At 39.8% G+C, this 17,404-nt stretch carries 13 protein-coding genes and 1 pseudogene; 7 read left to right on the top strand and 7 right to left on the bottom strand.

All coding sequences use genetic code 11. From position 1 onward, the window contains the following. Positions 1 to 95: 95 nt before the first annotated feature. The 3 genes from glgB to AC2JBO_RS32665 form a co-directional block, all read right to left on the bottom strand. Positions 96 to 2,390 carry a 1,4-alpha-glucan branching enzyme gene (glgB, locus tag AC2JBO_RS32675; protein WP_496957797.1) on the bottom strand — a complete coding sequence of 765 codons (2,295 nt, stop codon included), beginning with the start codon at positions 2,388 to 2,390 and terminating at the stop codon, positions 96 to 98. A 155-nt stretch (positions 2,391 to 2,545) separates the two neighbouring features. Continuing rightward, a complete protein-coding gene (locus AC2JBO_RS32670) occupies positions 2,546 to 2,875 on the bottom strand; it encodes a hypothetical protein (RefSeq protein WP_496957796.1) in 330 nt (109 codons plus the stop codon). A 306-nt stretch (positions 2,876 to 3,181) separates the two neighbouring features. Next, positions 3,182 to 3,442 carry a hypothetical protein gene (locus tag AC2JBO_RS32665; RefSeq protein ID WP_496957795.1) on the bottom strand — a complete coding sequence of 87 codons (261 nt, stop codon included), beginning with the start codon at positions 3,440 to 3,442 and terminating at the stop codon, positions 3,182 to 3,184. A gap of 422 nt (positions 3,443 to 3,864) precedes the next feature. On the opposite strand from AC2JBO_RS32665, the gene AC2JBO_RS32660 reads away from it, so the two are divergent. Both AC2JBO_RS32660 and AC2JBO_RS32655 read left to right on the top strand, forming a co-directional pair. Further along, positions 3,865 to 4,572 (top strand): hypothetical protein, encoded by a 708-nt coding sequence (locus AC2JBO_RS32660; RefSeq protein ID WP_496957794.1) that lies wholly within the window; start codon positions 3,865 to 3,867, stop codon positions 4,570 to 4,572. A 49-nt stretch (positions 4,573 to 4,621) separates the two neighbouring features. Next, the gene (locus AC2JBO_RS32655; RefSeq protein ID WP_496957793.1) at positions 4,622 to 6,448 is read left to right on the top strand and encodes a peptidoglycan D,D-transpeptidase FtsI family protein; all 1,827 of its coding nucleotides are present in this window, start codon (positions 4,622 to 4,624) and stop codon (positions 6,446 to 6,448) included. A 192-nt stretch (positions 6,449 to 6,640) separates the two neighbouring features. Here the strand turns inward: AC2JBO_RS32655 and AC2JBO_RS32650 are convergent, their stop codons facing one another. The 3 genes from AC2JBO_RS32650 to AC2JBO_RS32640 form a co-directional block, all read right to left on the bottom strand. Next, positions 6,641 to 7,840 carry a Coenzyme F420 hydrogenase/dehydrogenase, beta subunit C-terminal domain gene (locus AC2JBO_RS32650; protein ID WP_496957792.1) on the bottom strand — a complete coding sequence of 400 codons (1,200 nt, stop codon included), beginning with the start codon at positions 7,838 to 7,840 and terminating at the stop codon, positions 6,641 to 6,643. 336 nt (positions 7,841 to 8,176) lie between these two features. Next, positions 8,177 to 8,692: a YfbM family protein gene (locus AC2JBO_RS32645; protein ID WP_496957791.1), complete on the bottom strand. Its 516-nt coding sequence runs from the start codon at positions 8,690 to 8,692 to the stop codon at positions 8,177 to 8,179. Between the two features lie 218 nt (positions 8,693 to 8,910). Continuing rightward, positions 8,911 to 9,150, bottom strand: a complete 240-nt coding sequence (locus AC2JBO_RS32640; RefSeq protein WP_496957790.1) for a hypothetical protein — start codon at positions 9,148 to 9,150, stop codon at positions 8,911 to 8,913. 444 nt (positions 9,151 to 9,594) lie between these two features. Between AC2JBO_RS32640 and AC2JBO_RS32635 the strand changes: the two genes are divergently transcribed. Continuing rightward, positions 9,595 to 10,344, top strand: a complete 750-nt coding sequence (locus tag AC2JBO_RS32635; protein ID WP_496957789.1) for a hypothetical protein — start codon at positions 9,595 to 9,597, stop codon at positions 10,342 to 10,344. A 225-nt stretch (positions 10,345 to 10,569) separates the two neighbouring features. After that, positions 10,570 to 11,199, top strand: coding sequence for a PspA/IM30 family protein (locus AC2JBO_RS32630; RefSeq protein ID WP_496957788.1), 630 nt, complete (start codon positions 10,570 to 10,572; stop codon positions 11,197 to 11,199). Positions 11,200 to 11,266: 67 nt separating this feature from the next. On the opposite strand, the gene AC2JBO_RS32625 is transcribed toward AC2JBO_RS32630, so the two are convergent. Further along, complete coding sequence (locus AC2JBO_RS32625) at positions 11,267 to 14,479, bottom strand: phosphorylase b kinase regulatory subunit alpha/beta (RefSeq protein ID WP_496957787.1); 3,213 nt, start codon at positions 14,477 to 14,479, stop codon at positions 11,267 to 11,269. A 331-nt stretch (positions 14,480 to 14,810) separates the two neighbouring features. Between AC2JBO_RS32625 and AC2JBO_RS32620 the strand changes: the two genes are divergently transcribed. The 3 genes and pseudogenes from AC2JBO_RS32620 to AC2JBO_RS32610 all read left to right on the top strand — a co-directional run. After that, a complete protein-coding gene (locus AC2JBO_RS32620; RefSeq protein WP_496957786.1) occupies positions 14,811 to 14,942 on the top strand; it encodes a hypothetical protein in 132 nt (43 codons plus the stop codon). 856 nt (positions 14,943 to 15,798) lie between these two features. After that, the gene (mgtE, locus tag AC2JBO_RS32615) at positions 15,799 to 17,154 is read left to right on the top strand and encodes a magnesium transporter (RefSeq protein WP_496957785.1); all 1,356 of its coding nucleotides are present in this window, start codon (positions 15,799 to 15,801) and stop codon (positions 17,152 to 17,154) included. A 143-nt stretch (positions 17,155 to 17,297) separates the two neighbouring features. Further along, a pseudogene (locus tag AC2JBO_RS32610) lies at positions 17,298 to 17,404 on the top strand (aspartate carbamoyltransferase); the annotation flags it as partial.

The following is a 17,404-nucleotide window of genomic DNA, read 5'->3' as shown; positions in this document are numbered from 1 at the left end:
AGCCTCCCCCTGCATCCAATACCTCCCTGCTCCCGATGCCAAAAAGTTATGTGTACACGGTAGGCCTTATTAAGGGGGGTTGGGGGGATTAACCGTTACATTTGTTGATTCATCACTTCCGCTGTTCTATTTTTATCCAGCTTTAGCAGTAGCACACCCAATGGTGGTAAGCACAAGTCCAGTGAATACTCACGACTGTGCATCGACCAGTTGTCAGTCCACTTACCTCCTAAATTACCCATATTGCTACCACCGTATTTACGCGCGTCGCTGTTAAATAACTCAGTGTAAAAACCGGGTTCAGGAACACCGATACGGTAATGCGAATGAGGTTGTGGTGTAAAGTTACAAATTACGACGATAAAATCATTCGTATCTTTATCACGACGAATAAACGAAGCAACACTATGACGGTTATCACTACAATCAATCCACTCAAAACCCTCTTGAGCAAAATCTTGGGAATATAATGCAGGTTCACTGCGGTAAAGATGATTCAAGTCTTGGAAAAACAGCTTTAACAACTGATGCGGTTCGTGCTGTAACAAACCCCACTCTAAATCGCCCCAAACATTCCACTCGCTCCATTGTCCAAATTCCATGCTCATAAACATGGTTTTCTTACCAGGATGAGCAAACATATATGAGAATAAACAACGCACGTTGGCGAACTTTTGCCATCTATCACCGGGCATCTTCCCAATGATATTACTCTTACCATGCACAACCTCGTCGTGCGATAGCGCTAACATGAAGTTCTCGCTATGGTTATACCAAATACTAAAAGTAATATTGTTTTGGTGGAACTGACGGAACCAAGGATCCATGCTGAAGTAATCTAACATGTCATGCATCCAGCCCATGTTCCACTTCAAGTTAAAACCAAGTCCACCAACATAAGTAGGCCAAGACACCATCGGCCAAGATGTAGACTCTTCGGCTATCGAAAGCACACCTGGAAAGTAGCTAAAAAGTAAATGATTAACCTGACGTAAAAAATCGGCAGCTTCAATATTTTCTCTACCACCGTATTGATTTGTTACCCATTCTCCTTCTTTACGGCAATAGTCAAGATAAAGCATTGATGCTACAGCATCCACGCGAATCCCATCAATATGATATTTATCAAACCAGAATAAAGCATTCGCCACTAAAAAGTTACGAACTTCATTTCGCGAATAGTTAAATACAAGCGTTCCCCATTCTTTATGTTCACCTTTGCGAGGGTCAGCATGTTCATAAAGATGTGTACCGTCAAAGAATGCTAAACCATGTCCATCTTTTGGAAAATGTCCAGGCACCCAGTCTACAATCACACCAATATCATTTTTATGACATTGGTCGATAAAGTACATAAAGTCTTCTGGAGTCCCATATCTTGAAGTAGGTGCGTAATATCCAGTTACTTGATATCCCCAAGACCCATCAAATGGATGTTCGGCAATTGGCAGCATTTCAATATGGGTGTACCCCAATTCTTTCACGTAAGGGATAAGACGTTCAGCTAGTTCACGATATGTGAGAAAGCGGGCGCCAGGGTTGAGTTCGGAAACTGGAACAATAGGTGCATTTGTTCCATCAGGATTTTTTGGTATATCTGTGCTAGCAGCGTGCAACCACGAACCTAAATGAAGTTCATAAACCGATATCGGTTGATTGAGAGGTTCTGTATGGCGCCGTTTTTCCATCCATTCTTCATCTTGCCATTGATAGGAACTCAGGTCAGTGACAATTGAAGCTGTTTTTGGGCGAGGTTCTTGTTGAAAGCCGTATGGGTCGCTTTTTTCGTAAATATGTCCGTGAATATTTTTGATTTCATATTTGTAGTGGGTTCCTACCTCAAGTTCGGGTATAAATAATTCCCAAATCCCAGTAGCACCTTTACGCATCTGGTGTTTACGTCCATCCCAGCTATTAAAATCGCCAAGTATCGAGACGTTACGCGCGTTAGGCGCCCATACAGCGAAATATACACCTTTTACACCATCAACCTCGATGAAGTGCGCTCCTAACTTCTCGTAAATCCGGTGATGGTTTCCTTCCGAGAAAATATGTAAATCAAACTCAGTCAGACGAGGAGAACGAAAAGCATAAGGGTCGTAGGTAACACGCTCGTGTTCACCCTCTTTAATACGTAACTGATAATTGTTCAGTTCTTTAGCTTCAATCCGACATTCAAAAAAATGAGGGTCATATACACTTTCCATCAGAAATTCTTTTCTCTCTTCAGGAAGAACTACCCATACTGCGCTGGCATTTGGTAAGTAGGCTCGCACAGCCCAGACATTCGTACCATTTTGTTCGACAAGGTGGGAACCAAGAACCTCAAACGGGTCGTGATGCTGATTCCAGATGATGCGGTTAACCTGTTCAGGGGCGATGGTGGTCATAGACATGCAGCTACCTACGTAATCGATTTATTAGCTAAGTAAATTTGCTTTTTTATTTATTTATATATATATTCTTTACATTTATTTTCAAATTTGTCGCTACTTAAATGGAAAATAGGCATATTATCGCTTCGGCAGGGCAACAAGACTAGGCACTAAAAACTCAAAAATGGGAAAATTGACTTTAATGCGCCTCGCAGACGCAGCAGAAAAATATTTTGGCGAATTTTGGGGTCTAGTTTTGGGGGTGGAACAACCGAGAGTTGTGATTGTAATTCTAAGTATTCAGCAGCTGTGAGTGCTTTCCCATCTATCGGAGAACGCGCGGCTGTAATAATTTCTGTCCGTAGGATTTCTTCAGGAATATCATCCGGGGGTGGTAAAGATGAAGCTACATAGCTTAAACCACTAGCTACAACAGTCAACACACTAGTGATAGCAACAAGAGTCAGAAATGAAAATAGTTTTTTAACTGTTACATCCATCTGTCTTTTTCTCCCCCTTCCTTCTTTTCAAAATTAGCAAGCTCAATAAACATAGATAGTTATGTAGCTATATTTGACTTGATGATTGAAATATTAAAAATTGCTAGATATAAATAATGACCTGGCAAAGACAAAAAGCTTCGTCAGGTCAATATTTTTTTCAAGGCAAAAAGAACGGATTTTGTTTACATCCGAACATTTTCAAAACTTTAACTATTGACTCCACACTCTACTTAAACTGCAATCGGGACGTAGTGAGGAGTATAACGGAAGTGCGTGATTTTAGCTATCTCACTGAACCAATGCTTAGGATTTTTTTGGTTTAGGAGTAGCAGTTCCAGTGGGTTTAGCTGTACCTGTCGTAGCAGGAGCAGCAGGGGTTGTAGCAGTACTAGCAGGGGCTGTAGCAGTAGGCGTTGAACCAGTTCCAGCACCAGTATCAGTGGGTTCTGATGTAGCAGCTGGGCTAGCAGTGCTACCTGCATCACCACCACCACCGCTTTCACAGGCGCCGAGAGTTGTAGCCAAACCTAAAACGAGAGCAATACCAAGGATTCTAATTTTCATAACTCCTCTTTCACCAAAATGCGGCAATAAAAAATTTCAGCCTGTTGAATACCATACCGTATCTGTCGATTTTTTTTAACCTTTTTTATATGACACATTTAAATGTATTTTAAGGTCTTTATCCAGTATTCCGGGTATAAAACAGGTTTTACACTATCTTGCAAGTAACAATATTGTAGGATATCACACAAGAAGGCAATTTATCTTACCCGCTTTTTAAAGAGCGATATAGGATTAATATACCAAAAATTACAATTTGTTGTTAACGTCAAGGCACGCGCGGGTTGTGCATACAACCAGTAAGTTCCCAGACTTAAACGCGAGACCCCTTTATCCGCTTTGCTTTTTTGTGACTTGTTTTGTATATAGTGACAAATACAAGCGCCTAATATACTGTACTGACATTCTTAGAAGTCAAGATTATGGCTGTTGCTCGCAAAAAAAACGTTGATAGTTCTGCTACGGGAGGTTGGTTCCGACGCAGACGTTCTCAACGTCGTGATTCAAAGTTATCTGTATCCCATGATAGTACTAATGTTCAATCAGTTCAACATACAAACTCATCGGCATCACAAATAAAAAGTGTGTCTCATGAAGCAAAGAATCTAAGAAAGACGAATCAAAACATAAGTACTCCTAAAACTTCGATGCCAGAGTTAAATAAAAAACAACGTTCTGGTGAAGTATCTAAAACCAACCATAGCCCAAACCGTTCATCATCGCGTCTTAATAAAGCAGGTAATGAAATTCCTGTAATGTCCTCGGCAGTGGAAACAATGCCAATATGGTTGCTACGTTTATCTTCGGTACACCGCTATACATCCGTACTATCTTTTTTACTTGTAGTTGCAACGCTAATTGCTTATGGTTGGACTGTTTACTCACAGCAACTTTGGAGTCAGTCGTATCGGAAATTACAAGAATTACAACGTAATGAGCGACAACTGACAATTACGAATAATGCACTCAAAAGTAAAATAGCTGCTGAAGCGGAAAAAAGCCCTGGTTTAGTATCTCCAACTCCCACAAATCAAATTTTCCTGCCTCGGGAGCCTGAAGTATCAAAACCCGAACCATCTACCCTCGTAAATACGCCCCCTCAGCAAAATTCTATACCCATAGGCTATTAATAAGTGCTCCTCACTCCTTACTCAGCACTCATCACTTGTAATTCTTCATATGCAAAAATTTCCACCAAGTAAAATAAAATTCCGAAGCATCAAGCGCGCGCAATTTCCTCTTCGACAACGAAAAAATTCTCTAGACAGAGAGAACGACACCTTTGTGGCGCCAACACAACCCAAAGAAGTAAACATTAAACTACGTTTATTCACGGTTTGGGGAGTATTGGTTGCAGCAGGTATTGGTTTAGGTATTAATTTATATAATCTACAAATTGTTCGCGGTCCAAAGTTAACGCAAAAAGCGCGAAGCCAGCAAATGGTTAACTTACGACCATATATGCCTCGTCGGCAAGTACTCGACCGCAATAAAAACGTGTTGGCGATTGACCGTCAAGTTTATACATTATATGCTCATCCAAAACAATTTAATAAGCCGCGTCACCAAGTAGCAGAAGAACTGGCAAAAATATTAGACCAAGATGCTAGCGAGCTAGAGAGCCGATTTGCATCTCAAAATAGCGGTATTTTATTAAACTCAGCCCTAGCAGAAGGACTATCAGACAGAGTAGCCGCACTACGTTTTGATGGTCTTGAGCTACGGCAAAAATACGCGCGCTACTATCCAACGCAAGATTTAGCATCTGAAGTAGTCGGATACGTAAATCTTGACCGTCGTGGACAAGCTGGAGTTGAGTATAGTCAAGAAAAGCTTTTAGAACGTTCAGCACAAACAGTTCGCCTCAGTCGTGCTGGTAACGGCGCCTTAATGCCAGACTATGCACCCGAAGGATTCCCAAATTTCGACGACATGGGTATGCAATTAACCATAGATACCCGTTTACAGCGCGCGGCTCGTTTTGCATTAAAAAATCAGATGAAAAAATACAACGCAAAGCGTGGTGCAGTAATAGTAATGGACGCTTACGACGGTTCACTGCTGGCAATGGTGACACAACCGACTTATAATCCAAACGAATATTCAAAAGCTGATATTTCACTATTCAAAAATTGGACAGTTGCTGACTTATACGAACCTGGTTCTACCTTCAAACCTTTGAACGTAGCTATTGGTCTTGAGGCAGGAATTATTAATCCTGATGATACGTTTAGAGATTCTGGAACAATTCAAGTAGGCGACCGTACAATCAAAAACTCAGAAGATAAACGTTACGGACGTATTAATATCGCCCAAATTCTCAAATACTCCAGCAATATTGGGATGGTTCAAATAATGCAGCGTATGCGCCCTAGCATTTATTATGGTTGGTTAGAGAAACTTGGCTTAGGGCAAGGTATGGAGACAGATTTACCTTTTTCCGTTGCCAGTCAACTTAAAGGTCAGGAAGAATTTGTTTCTACACCAATTGAGCCAGCAACGACCTCCTTCGGTCAAGGGTTTTCACTCACACCATTACAGCTAGTACAAATGACAGGAGCATTAGCGAATGGAGGAAAATTAGTTACACCTCACGTCGTCAAAGGATTATTTGACAGCAAAGGTCAAATGCACTATTCACCAACAAGACCAGAACCGCGACAAATCTTCTCACCAACTACAACTCAAAAAGTAGTAGAGATGATGGAAACCGTTGTTTCTACAAAAGGTACAGGTAAAGAAGCACAAATTAATGGTTATCGCATAGCAGGTAAAACAGGTACTGCTCAGAAAGCGAGTGCTTCTGGTGGTTATATTGCTGGCGCCAGAATTACAAGTTTTATTGGAATACTACCTGTTGAATCACCGCGTTATGTTGTACTAGCATTAGTCGATGAACCAAAAGGCGAACAAGCATACGGTGGAACTGTCGCGGCGCCGATAGCCAAGGAAGTAATGGAAGCATTAATTACAACCGAACAAATACCACCCAGTCAGCCAAGATAAAAATGCTGATGTCATTAATTTTGGCTGGTTGTAGCATAGGCTTATAGCCTGTGCGCTCTTGTCAGGCGAGACACCCAACCTACCCAATTTCATGACATCTATATTTTTCTGAACTTCGCTCCTCATAAGGTGCGTGACGCTACTAGTTCATTAGTTTTAGTTCATGATTATTATGGCATCACGCACCCTACTTTAATTTGGTAACTTATACTGCCCGACGATTCGCTTTGCGAACTCTGGTACATGTGCTTCTAACTTCTCTGGATGTTGTCGTTTGACGTATAAGTAATTACGGGTAAAGTGCGAGTCAATCGAAAAGCGCGCGTACTCTAAACCTTTAGGCCCGATTTTTTCAATCACCACTCCCATTAATTTCGCTGCCCACATTGGCAAAGTCACACCCTTATCATAAGCGGGTATACTTTGTTGAACAGCAGCTTTTCTATCTCCCTGTGACATTACAGGTTGTGTATCAATTTGGTCTTTTACCAAATCGAGCATTTCTTTACCTGTGTCATTTCGCACCAAAATCCATTGCCAACCAAACGGCGCCCCCATATACCCAACAACCAAGTCAGCCAAAGAATTTACATAGTCAAAGCAACTCATACACGATGGTGCAAATACATCTTTGAGTTCTTTTGTATTTAACCCAAAAAACGGCACTAACTCCGTTGAACCATCTTCGTGCTTGAAGTGAACCCGAAAATCTTGCATGAACTCGTAGTAAACAACCGTTTCAGGTGACTTACTTGTAGTATCAAGAAATTTCTGTAACCCAGCGCGCGTGACATTATCAACGCAGGGTGTACCCAAAACATATAACTTTTCTAGACCCAGTTGCTTCTCAACTGCTCGCAGCGCTTGAATTTGGCAACCAACACCAATAACCAACAACCGCTTCATTCCTGACTGTTCAATTTGCTCCAACACCGAAAGGTTTGGAGATAAAGTTGGCTTATTAACGCGCGCAGCTAAAACTTCTTCAGGAGTGCGAGCGATAACAGGCATTGGTCCAAAGCGGTCTTCCTTGGTATTTTGTACACAAACAACACCTTCAACCATACCGCGATTGAGCATTTCAATCGCAATCGAGCTTACTATACCTGTCCACTGGGCGCCTTCGATAGGTTGCTGTTTGCGCGCTGCCATCATTTCTTGGTGTACACCAAAATATAACTCGTTTGGATTATCTAAATTACGAGTGGCGCCGTGACTTTGTTTTTCCAAAGTCTCGAACTGCTGATTTATAAAAGCACAAGCTTCCTTGACATAATGAACATAATATGTATCACAAAGCCCACACTCACTACATAACTCCTTAGCAGGGCGCCGACTTCCGGGTTTTAGCGCTTTAGCCTTCTTATGCTTGGGAAAATCTACTGTAGTCATCGAAAAATTTTTATTTTAAACTTTAAACGATATTTTTAAACATACCTTATAACTTGACCCATTTGATATACATAGGGTTTCCTAGTCACATGAGGTCCAGACTAAATTAATAAAATTCTTGTGGAGTGGGCATCCTTGCCCGCCCTTATATACGATTTCTATAGAGTACAATAAAAATTTTAATAAACTAGTAAAATTTCAACTCCTATCATTCTGAGTTAAGTAAACTGAGTTTTCCCGTTATCCGGAGGATATCCACTTATGGTAGGGTAGCATTTCCAAGAGTTTCGCTTTTTTTAGAATATGAAACTATTATATGAATCGTATACATATTAGTTAATCAATGTACATTATGACTCCTTTCCCTCCAAATGCCGCCTGTTGGTAAAACTTAACTAAATCGTCATAGTATACCAGCAACCAATTTAAAGCCTCCTCACCATCTCTAACCCAGATACCTTGTGGATAAATTTCAGCTTCCTCCATAACTTGAGGCAAGAAGTTCACTATTAAATTTTTCTCTGTAGTAGAAGATAAAACCTTTGCCACCTCAGCAACTTCATCAGGAAGTAAATACCTGAGTCGAATCCAACTATAGCAATAAAGCAGTTGGTTTTCATCGCCTCCAACAGAATGATTACCAAATATTATCCATGAAAGAGGCTCATAATCCTCTAAAGCACCTGTTAGTAAAAAATGTAGACCGTGCCATGTTTTGTCAAGATACAAATAATTTATATCATCCTCTTGGTTACATTTTGAGGTGAGCAGTAACCGTATTTCTTCCTCATCTGTGCAGCTTAAAAATTCCGCTAATTCATCAGTAGTTACAGCATTTAAGCGACCAATCATTTGTAAAATCCGCATGTGTAGAGACGCGATATATCGCGTCTCTACTTAAGACAGCGCGCTTGCTATTTTATTTACAGCTTCTAATTCTAACTCTAAGATTTCTGCTACTTCCTGCGGACTAATACCAAGTTGTAAAAGTTTGGGTACGATATCTAGTTTGAATGCTTCTTTAACCTTTTCTTTGACTTTTTCTTCAACCTTTGCTACAACTTATTTTCCTATGTGAATTTTCCGTTCTTTTTTGTTTTGAGATTTAACTTTTTTATTACGTCAATTTTCCGTTCTATTGTGTTCTGAGATTTTACTTCCTCTTGAACCTCAGCTTTAGCTTTTCCGTGAATCTCGTCTATAATTTGTTTCGCCATCTTGTCTGCAACTTCATCTATAACCTCGGCTATAATTTCTTCTTTTAGCTCTTGATAGTACCTTGTACCTCGAATCAAATTTAAAGTTAGCATTTCTTGTACTTATCCCTGATTTAATTTTGGATACTTATTAAGTGTAATCGACTTTATTAACTTTAAAAAATTTTACTCTGCTGACTTCTTGCTGAATCTTTGCCTCACTTTAACTAGCTGTTTTGCTGACTTTTTGTTTTACATATGCCTTCTATAATCAGCTTAAAAATCTTTAAGGCAAAAGATTTATAAGTATTTTCACTTATATAATATCAGATAAAAGTGCTTTAACTACAGTTGTTCCAGTGTTTTTTGGGTGTTTATTTAATACAGACCTATTTTGTATATATAGTATTATGTAGCGTCAAATTTATTATGACGTGTGAGTATCTTCTTAAAAAATACTTCACACAAGCTTTAAAAAGATTTCCTTGTTTACAGCGAAGTACTCAAATCGACTGAAGCTTATAATGATACTAGTGTACAAAACTACTATTTTTTGATATGGTAATTCACAGCCAAGACTATCAAGTACAACAAGCTTTAGCCGCTTCAAATAAAGCAAAAGCTAAAATTATATCCCCTGAAACTATCGCTCAGAAAGATTATGAACAAGCTTTAACTGATTTGTATAGGTGGACGAGAAGATATGAATTAGCAGTTCAGAAAAGTGAGCATGATTTAGCAAGCAAAGCAAAATTTCAGATGGAACGCCACGAAGCTATTGCCGGAAGACTCGCAAAGCTTGCAGGAGAAGAAATGCCAAAGTTAAATACTATTAATCAAAAATTGAGTTTTTGTAAAGAGCAAATTAAGAAATTAAATAAATTAAATAATTATGCACCTGAAAGACAAAGTGGTCAAGGAAAATTATTATCAGAAAATGTGACATCAATTCAACTTCAAGGCAAAGAACTAAAGCCAGAATATTTATTAAAACTTTCTATTCAGGAAACCAAGCAAGCTATACAAGTAGCAAAGAACAAACTAGTATTAATGAATCAAAATTATCAAAAAGCTCAAAAAGAAGGAATAAAATTACGTCAAGAAGCAATACTAGCTTTGCAAAAAAGTACTAACAATGATAATGCATTGATTCTAGAAAAGCTAATATCAAAAACAACCACAGATAAATATATAGATTTTATTGAAGCTCAGATTGAGCAACAGACGGAGACAATAAAGCTTCTCAACAATAATTTAACAACTCTTGAAAGTTTAAAACTGTGTTTTGATAACAATATAACTACTTGAAATAATGATGATATCGACGAGTAATTAGAGTTAATACGAAAACAATTAAGATGAGATGTAATGCCCTAACTATTTATATACAAAACAAATGACAGGCGCCGCATTAGTTTTTACACATGGGCATCCTGTCCATAATTCTTACACTTTACACTTACGACTGCGCGCTTGCTATTTTATTCACTGCTTCTAAGTCTAACTCTAATTTAGTTATGAGAAATATTGATTATGAATAACTTAGAATGTAACCGTTCAGTGGCGCCTTTAAATAAAACAGGCATAGGATTTATCTCTACAGGCGCCGTTGCAGGTGCAGGAGTTTCAGCAACAGTAGGTGGAATAGGTTTAGCAGGGGGGTTTGGTGCAGTAGGTATTGGCACCACTTCTTTATTTGGTGCTGGTGCAGTTGCTGGCGCCGCAACTTATGGTGCTTTTATAGCAGTAATAAACGGAGATGTAACAGCTTGTGGTGCAATGGCAGTTGGCGCCATAGGTGGAGTAGCAGTTTCAAATTTTGTCGGTGGAATGGGATTAGTCGCGCCTAAAATTGGTTTGGCTTTTGGTATTGGTACGGCGCCAATGGCTGGAGTTGGCGCAGTTGTTGGACTTGCTGCCTATGGTGTTGCAAAAATGTTAGATGCTGAATACTTAGAAACTCCCACACAACTTTTTGACCGTATGGAAGAAAAAGTTCTGGAGATGGAAGCTTATTCAAACGCAGTTCTCGAATTAGAAGCTTTTCTATCTGGAGAAGATTTAAATCAGAAATTTGCAGCTTTAGAAGTTGAGGACGAGTTACAAGCGTTAAAAGCTGAATGTCAAAGTTTTTTCTCTGTACTCTCTGTGCCTCTGTGGTAAATAGTAAGGTGGGCAGTGCCCACCATACACAGCACAGGTGGGACGCCTATGCTACGACGAAGCCTTTTTAAACAGGAACAGCTTCGGCAAATTCAGTTAAGAATCTGAATGCTTTGACTATGTTACCAGCACATTCTCTAGGCGATGTACTATAAAACGAACGCCAAGCAGATGCTTTATCTTCATCGTATCGATCCCCACGTTCCGGTCGTATTTCTAACCAAGCTAGCCTCACAGCATGACCAATTAATACATCTAATACTATGTAGTCTTCGACTTGTAAATCGGGGTTTTCTGAAGCAACGGCGCCTAATTCAATGAGTGCTTCAATACATACTTGGCGATATTCGGGAGATTCAATTTTATTAAGCAAATGCTCAACCCGCAATGCAAAATTCTTCTCTCCTGCCGTCATTTCTGCTAGCATAACGTCGCTATCTAAACGGTTGCGGCGTTCAAGTTTATCCCCTATTACCACACCTTTACAGTGCTGCATTATCGACCAGACTTGTTTATAAAAGTCCTTTGGCACTCGTCCAGTTGAACCTTCTGCTTTACGAAAACGGCGCCAACCACCTTCAGGAGGTTCAATTTCTTCAGTTATTGGTGATACTGTAAACCAATTAATATCGCTTTCTCTTTGTTTAACGCGCATTGATTCTTGCTGACGTAAAACATTACTCATCCCTGCATATTCAAGCATCACCTTTCTGAGGTTACTTTTAACTTCAAATGGCGATAGCCGCATTAATTGCTCGTATGCTTCATCCTGAGTAATAATCAACTCCCGTGCGATTTCGCTCGTTAATAATAAAATCAAGTACCCAACACGTACTGTTAACAAACCTTTGAATAATTCCGGTTCAGATTTAATTAAATTACTCAAGTAAATCAAAATCTCTTGCGTTAATACCCTATCACGAATATCTTCGCGGCAGAAATTATTTATTTTCTCAACAATTTCGCTGTGGGATAAAGGAACCGTAATTAGTGAATCTTCGCTGTATGCTTTACCTACTGCAATTTGCTTACCTCGCACAATTAAACTCGTCACCACATCTGACAAGCTAATATCCGCCAGTTGACGTAAACCCGCAGCACCTCTAACTACTGCCCACAAGCCTAATTCAGCGGCTTTATTGTAAACTTCTTCAAGTAAATTATCAACGCTAACACATTTCGACGCACCTCCAAACCCAGTGTCAAACTCAAGTCCTTGTAAGCGCACAAGAAGTTGTAACAACTCAATTTGTTCATAGATATTTTGCGACGACTTCAAGCGCGATAGCAGCATTTCTAAATTTGCTTCATACTCGATTTGAAATTCCTGCGTATTTACTAGCTGAAAATTTTTATCGAGACTAAATGCTAGGTAAGTTGGACGCGGTACTGCGTTTTGGACGGAAGAATGCAAAAAATCAAAGTCTTGTGAATAATCTATACGTTCGATGGCGCCTGTTAATGTCAGTTGGTTAAGTTTTCCCAGCTTAACTTTAACTCCGTTACAAACACCGTCTTTGAGTTCCTGCATTAATTCAAGTAATGCTTGACTACCCACTTCCCACATCGTATGTGTCAGCATCAATGTTAAAGTTGGGCGCCCTAAGTCGTTCCAGTATTTTTGAATATAAGCTAGCTCACTGCGAAATTGGTCTACCAAAAAATGATAATCCAATGTTAAGTAAAATTGCTGTGAGTCTAAGAAAGATGGTAAAAATACTACCATCTCACTATTAAGTCGGAAAAAGCGCGAAGTCGTTAAACTACGAGGACGACGTGGTGGGCGCCCAGTTAACGCCAGCTTATCGTTACGTCCTACTTGTGTATAAATTGGTATTAAATCTTCCGATTCGCGAACTTGGGTTGGCGCCACTTGAGAAGGAGTTTGTGTATCAACACCGTAAACCTTGAGTTTGTCCTGCAAGTCCTCATCGGAAGCAAGTAAGGCAATTTGAACTAGCGCTTCCCGATTTTTACCCATTGTTAAATGTCTACCCAATGGGTCAATATCACCAACTGCAATAAACCCTTCGCTAAGAAGTTTACCTAAATAGTACAAACTTTGCGCCCAAACTAAGGGCACATTCTCGTTTGGTAAACGATGCTGTGACTGTGGTTGCGCTTTTTCAGCTTCAATATGAGTTTGAGGTACATAGTAAAGCTCCGGCAGTAACTTTATGCCATCCCGTTCAACCAACAAAGTATCCAAACTACTTAAGTAAAAATCAACTTGTTCTTTATCACCTCTAAATAACCCATCTAGCACTAGGTAAGTAAAAAACAAAGGCCATTCACACTCAATATTCTCAAACTGTTTTAACTCCCAAGGTTCATAGTGTAAACGATGGGTATCTTCTAAAACCGTTTGATGTCCATCGCGTAAGAAACGCTTACAACCATATTTACCTGCGAGTTTCTCAATAATGTCATTACGAGTCCGGTCGCGTAAATCCAAATTCTCTACAGCAAATGCAGGATAACTAATCACGCTTAGTAATGCGGCATCGATTTCTTTAGAAGCTGACTCGCGCGGTAATAATGATTCTAACGTAATACGAGTACGCGCGATTTCATCGGGTAAGGCGTGAATTACCGATGTTTGAGAACCTTTTACACCAAATAAATCAAGTCCATTTATTGCTTCTAAAGCTGCTTTTGCCATTCCTATAGAACTAGCATTTAATTCAGCATTACCGTGATTGATTTTATTGCCCCGTTCCCAAATACCGAAGTCAGGTGTACGATACGCACGTCCAATATAGTAAACCAAATTCTGGACAAAGTTAACTTCATCAAGCGTATAAATAATCTGTAACCCAGATGCCGTCATTTGCGCTAGCATCAACAGAAATATCGATGTCGCATCGAGTTGCAGGTGTCCCCACTCATCATCACCAACTACTACATCACCACTGGAGGTATTGTACTTTGCGTGCAGTGCATCTAACGGCGACTGCGTATATTTAAACTGTTCTACTTTAGAAGCTTGTCGCATCATCGCGAACAATAAACCACGCATCAACTTAACCGTACTGAATTCGAGTTCGTAAGTGCGTCCGTTATCGTCATCGAGCTTGCGATATGCTAACCCCAAACCCCAAACCGCCAAAATACTGTAAACATTATCGCGCACCCATGCGTCGGTGTAATCGCCATGAGCAGTAATTGCCGTGCTTGCTGGCAGTAAACCTGTAATTGGATTTTGACGATTGAGAATAATCGTCTTAATCTGCTGATAATAATATTCAAGCCGATTTTGCAGTTGGCTAGCAGTCTTCATAAGTTAATGCGGGATAACCGGAAAGGAATAATCTTGTAGCTGGTACGTTATCTATTATGTAAACCTATGTTACATGTTCCGTACACTCGGCGCCGAGTCTAGAGCTACAGGATTAAGTATTAACTTTATTATCTACTGCAACACCACTCTAGTCGATAGCGATGAATACGTTCATGCAACATCGTATATTTACCGGATAGATACTGCCAATATTTTTTGAAATCTTTACAAGAAGGTATAAAATTTGTCTGTATTTTCATATGTAATTTGTTATCTATAGTAATACAGTCACTACTAGACGCAACTCCTATTTGAGTCAAAGAGGTTATTCATGTCAGCGCGTCATAACGAAAATAACTCACCCCTAATTAAAGTAGTTTATTCTCATATCAAAATACACGGCAAATCTGAACTAGTACCACTAGAGCTATATGCAGATGGCACTTTAAAACGCTCTAGTTAATGCTTGTTTTTAAATAATTGCATCTACCAATATTAAGTAGAGACGCGAGGAACATCGCGTCTCTACACCACACACCCTCGAAGTGGTACTAACCAAGTTTGCATGGTTATTTCATATCCCTCTTATTGTAATTAATAAGAGGGTTTCCCTGTATCATACAAAGCTTTAATTGCTGTATTTGAAAAAATATCTTGACCAAGCCACTAAACCTGCTATTCTAGTAATTCTCTTTAGTTGATACATTTCAACGGCGCCTCTAAACGGTTTCTGTAAGATTTCAAGGATTGTACACTTTTTCACGTCAAGCCCTCTGAGGAATAGTACTAAACCTACCAAAGTTAAGATGAATAAATGTACTCAAGTTCGATTAAATTATCTTAACGCCTAAAATCAAACCCGGTAAAAGTTCATACTTAACAAAGCTGATGGAAGACATAATTGTTTTAACCCAAAGCAGTTAAGTGTTATTACGTATCTTCAGAGGTGCATTTTGAAAGCTGAAATACGTTTTAAAGTCTTGCTACCTCAACTTTGTAAACTTGAAAATAAATTTCTCAATTCCCTTGACACAGATAATGATAGTAGTAAAATTTACTCAACTCCAATATTTGTTAGGATAATGCCATTTCCGCAGCACTTCGGTTGTGGATGAATATCATTGCTCTAGAAAAAAAGGCATCTACCGGATTTTAGTATTCCGGGCTAGTATTATAACTTAGCGATGCCAATACGTTGGATATCGATGTTGATTTAGTAAGGATTTATGGACAACAGTCCGCAAGATGGCAGTACAACCCTCCTCGGCTGCTGGTGAGAATAATCTCCCAGCGCGGGGGAGATCATAGGAGAAAAAATAATGCTTTTAGAAGACGCTCGCAATTCAGTAGTTGACGTTGCTGACTTGAACCAGTTCAAGCATGACTTAAATCGTTTGCAACCAGTTGATGTGGGTGAATATATTACCCAGTTACCAGAAAAAAAGCGTGCGATAGCTTTCCGTTTGCTCAACAAAAGTCAAGCAATTGATGTTTTTGAATATTTACCTCCAGAGGTGCAAGAGGAACTTATTGACTCTTTGCATGATGCTCAGGTGGTACAACTTGTTGAAGAAATGAGTCCAGATGACCGTGCGGACTTGTTTGATGAACTACCAGCGAAGGTGGTAAAGCGGTTATTGCAACAACTTAGTGCTGAACAGCGACAAGCTACAGCTACTCTGCTTGGATACCCTGAAGGAACTGCTGGAAGGGTGATGACAACCGAGTATGTTTGGTTACGTGAAGGCTTAACAATTGGTGAAGCGTTAAGCAAAATTCGGCGCCAAGACGAAGACAAAGAAACGATTTACTATGCTTACGTCACCGACAATAACCGCAAGCTAGTGCGGGTTGTGTCATTACGTCAGTTATTGTTCACTTTTCCTGATGTTTTGATTCGCGAGATTGCTAGCGATAGAGTTATCAAAGTTACTACCGAAACTCCCCAAGAAGAAGTCGCGCGCATTATGAAGCGCTATGACTTGATAGCGATACCAGTAGTTGACCGTGAAGAACGACTAGTGGGTATCGTTACGATTGACGACGTGATTGATATTTTGGAAGAGGAAGCAACTGAGGATATCCAAAAGTTAGCGGGTGTTAGTGGTGGTGATGACGGTGCTTTGGCGCCTCCTTTAATGACAATTCGCAAGCGCTTACCCTGGCTTTTGGCAATTATGGCGTTGTACATTGGCGCTTCAAGTGCAATTGCACCGTTTCAAGAAGTAATTAAATCAGTACCATTGCTGGCAGTAATTATGCCTTTATTCTCGAACACAGGTGGTACGGTTGGAGTTCAAGCTTTGACAGTAACAATTCGAGGACTCGGTATTGGAGAAGTAACTCCCAAGGATACTCTGAGGATTCTCAAGAAAGAACTAACAGCAGGTCTAGGAACCGCTCTAGCATTGGGTACAACAATGGTACTGCTGTCAATGATTTGGGCATCTCCAAGTGAGCGCTGGGTTGGAGTAGTTGCTGGAATGGTTATGGCAACTAACACTCTTGTTGCTGTGACGTTAGGTACATTTTTGCCAATGGGGTTGAAGCGACTGAAACTAGACCCAGCATTAATTAGCGGTCCATTAGTGACTACGATGCTTGATGCTATTGGGTTTATGATTTTCCTATCGCTAATTTCTTTCTCTCTAAATGTTCTTCATTTAAAACATTAGACGTTTTTAGATTAATACGTAGGATAGGCATCTTGCCTGTCCAAATTATTGACCCGTCCAAATTATTGACCTGTCCGTGTTATTTGTATTGTAGGACAGGCGAGACGCCTATCCTACGGGATGTTTTTCGGTTGCAATACTCTATGCCGACTAGTACTTGGAATAGACATCACATTCTCTCTCTGTCAGATTTTACTCCTGTTGAATACGATGCAGTTTTACAAACCGCTGCTAGTTTTCAGGAAGTTTT

The organism is Calothrix sp. CBUCES-K 9914 (assembly GCF_059640475.1).
This window is presented reverse-complemented; position numbering and strand designations above follow the sequence as displayed.

Bases quoted from the DNA above. Each gene is read 5' to 3' on its own strand.
- glgB (WP_496957797.1), bottom strand. From the start codon at position 2,390: ATGACCACCATCGCCCCTGAACAGGTTAACCGCATCATCTGGAATCAG.
- AC2JBO_RS32670 (WP_496957796.1), bottom strand. From the start codon at position 2,875: ATGGATGTAACAGTTAAAAAACTATTTTCATTTCTGACTCTTGTTGCT.
- AC2JBO_RS32665 (WP_496957795.1), bottom strand. From the start codon at position 3,442: ATGAAAATTAGAATCCTTGGTATTGCTCTCGTTTTAGGTTTGGCTACA.
- AC2JBO_RS32660 (WP_496957794.1), top strand. From the start codon at position 3,865: ATGGCTGTTGCTCGCAAAAAAAACGTTGATAGTTCTGCTACGGGAGGT.
- AC2JBO_RS32655 (WP_496957793.1), top strand. From the start codon at position 4,622: ATGCAAAAATTTCCACCAAGTAAAATAAAATTCCGAAGCATCAAGCGC.
- AC2JBO_RS32650 (WP_496957792.1), bottom strand. From the start codon at position 7,840: ATGACTACAGTAGATTTTCCCAAGCATAAGAAGGCTAAAGCGCTAAAA.
- AC2JBO_RS32645 (WP_496957791.1), bottom strand. From the start codon at position 8,692: ATGATTGGTCGCTTAAATGCTGTAACTACTGATGAATTAGCGGAATTT.
- AC2JBO_RS32640 (WP_496957790.1), bottom strand. From the start codon at position 9,150: ATGCTAACTTTAAATTTGATTCGAGGTACAAGGTACTATCAAGAGCTA.
- AC2JBO_RS32635 (WP_496957789.1), top strand. From the start codon at position 9,595: ATGGTAATTCACAGCCAAGACTATCAAGTACAACAAGCTTTAGCCGCT.
- AC2JBO_RS32630 (WP_496957788.1), top strand. From the start codon at position 10,570: ATGAATAACTTAGAATGTAACCGTTCAGTGGCGCCTTTAAATAAAACA.
- AC2JBO_RS32625 (WP_496957787.1), bottom strand. From the start codon at position 14,479: ATGAAGACTGCTAGCCAACTGCAAAATCGGCTTGAATATTATTATCAG.
- AC2JBO_RS32620 (WP_496957786.1), top strand. From the start codon at position 14,811: ATGTCAGCGCGTCATAACGAAAATAACTCACCCCTAATTAAAGTAGTT.
- mgtE (WP_496957785.1), top strand. From the start codon at position 15,799: ATGCTTTTAGAAGACGCTCGCAATTCAGTAGTTGACGTTGCTGACTTG.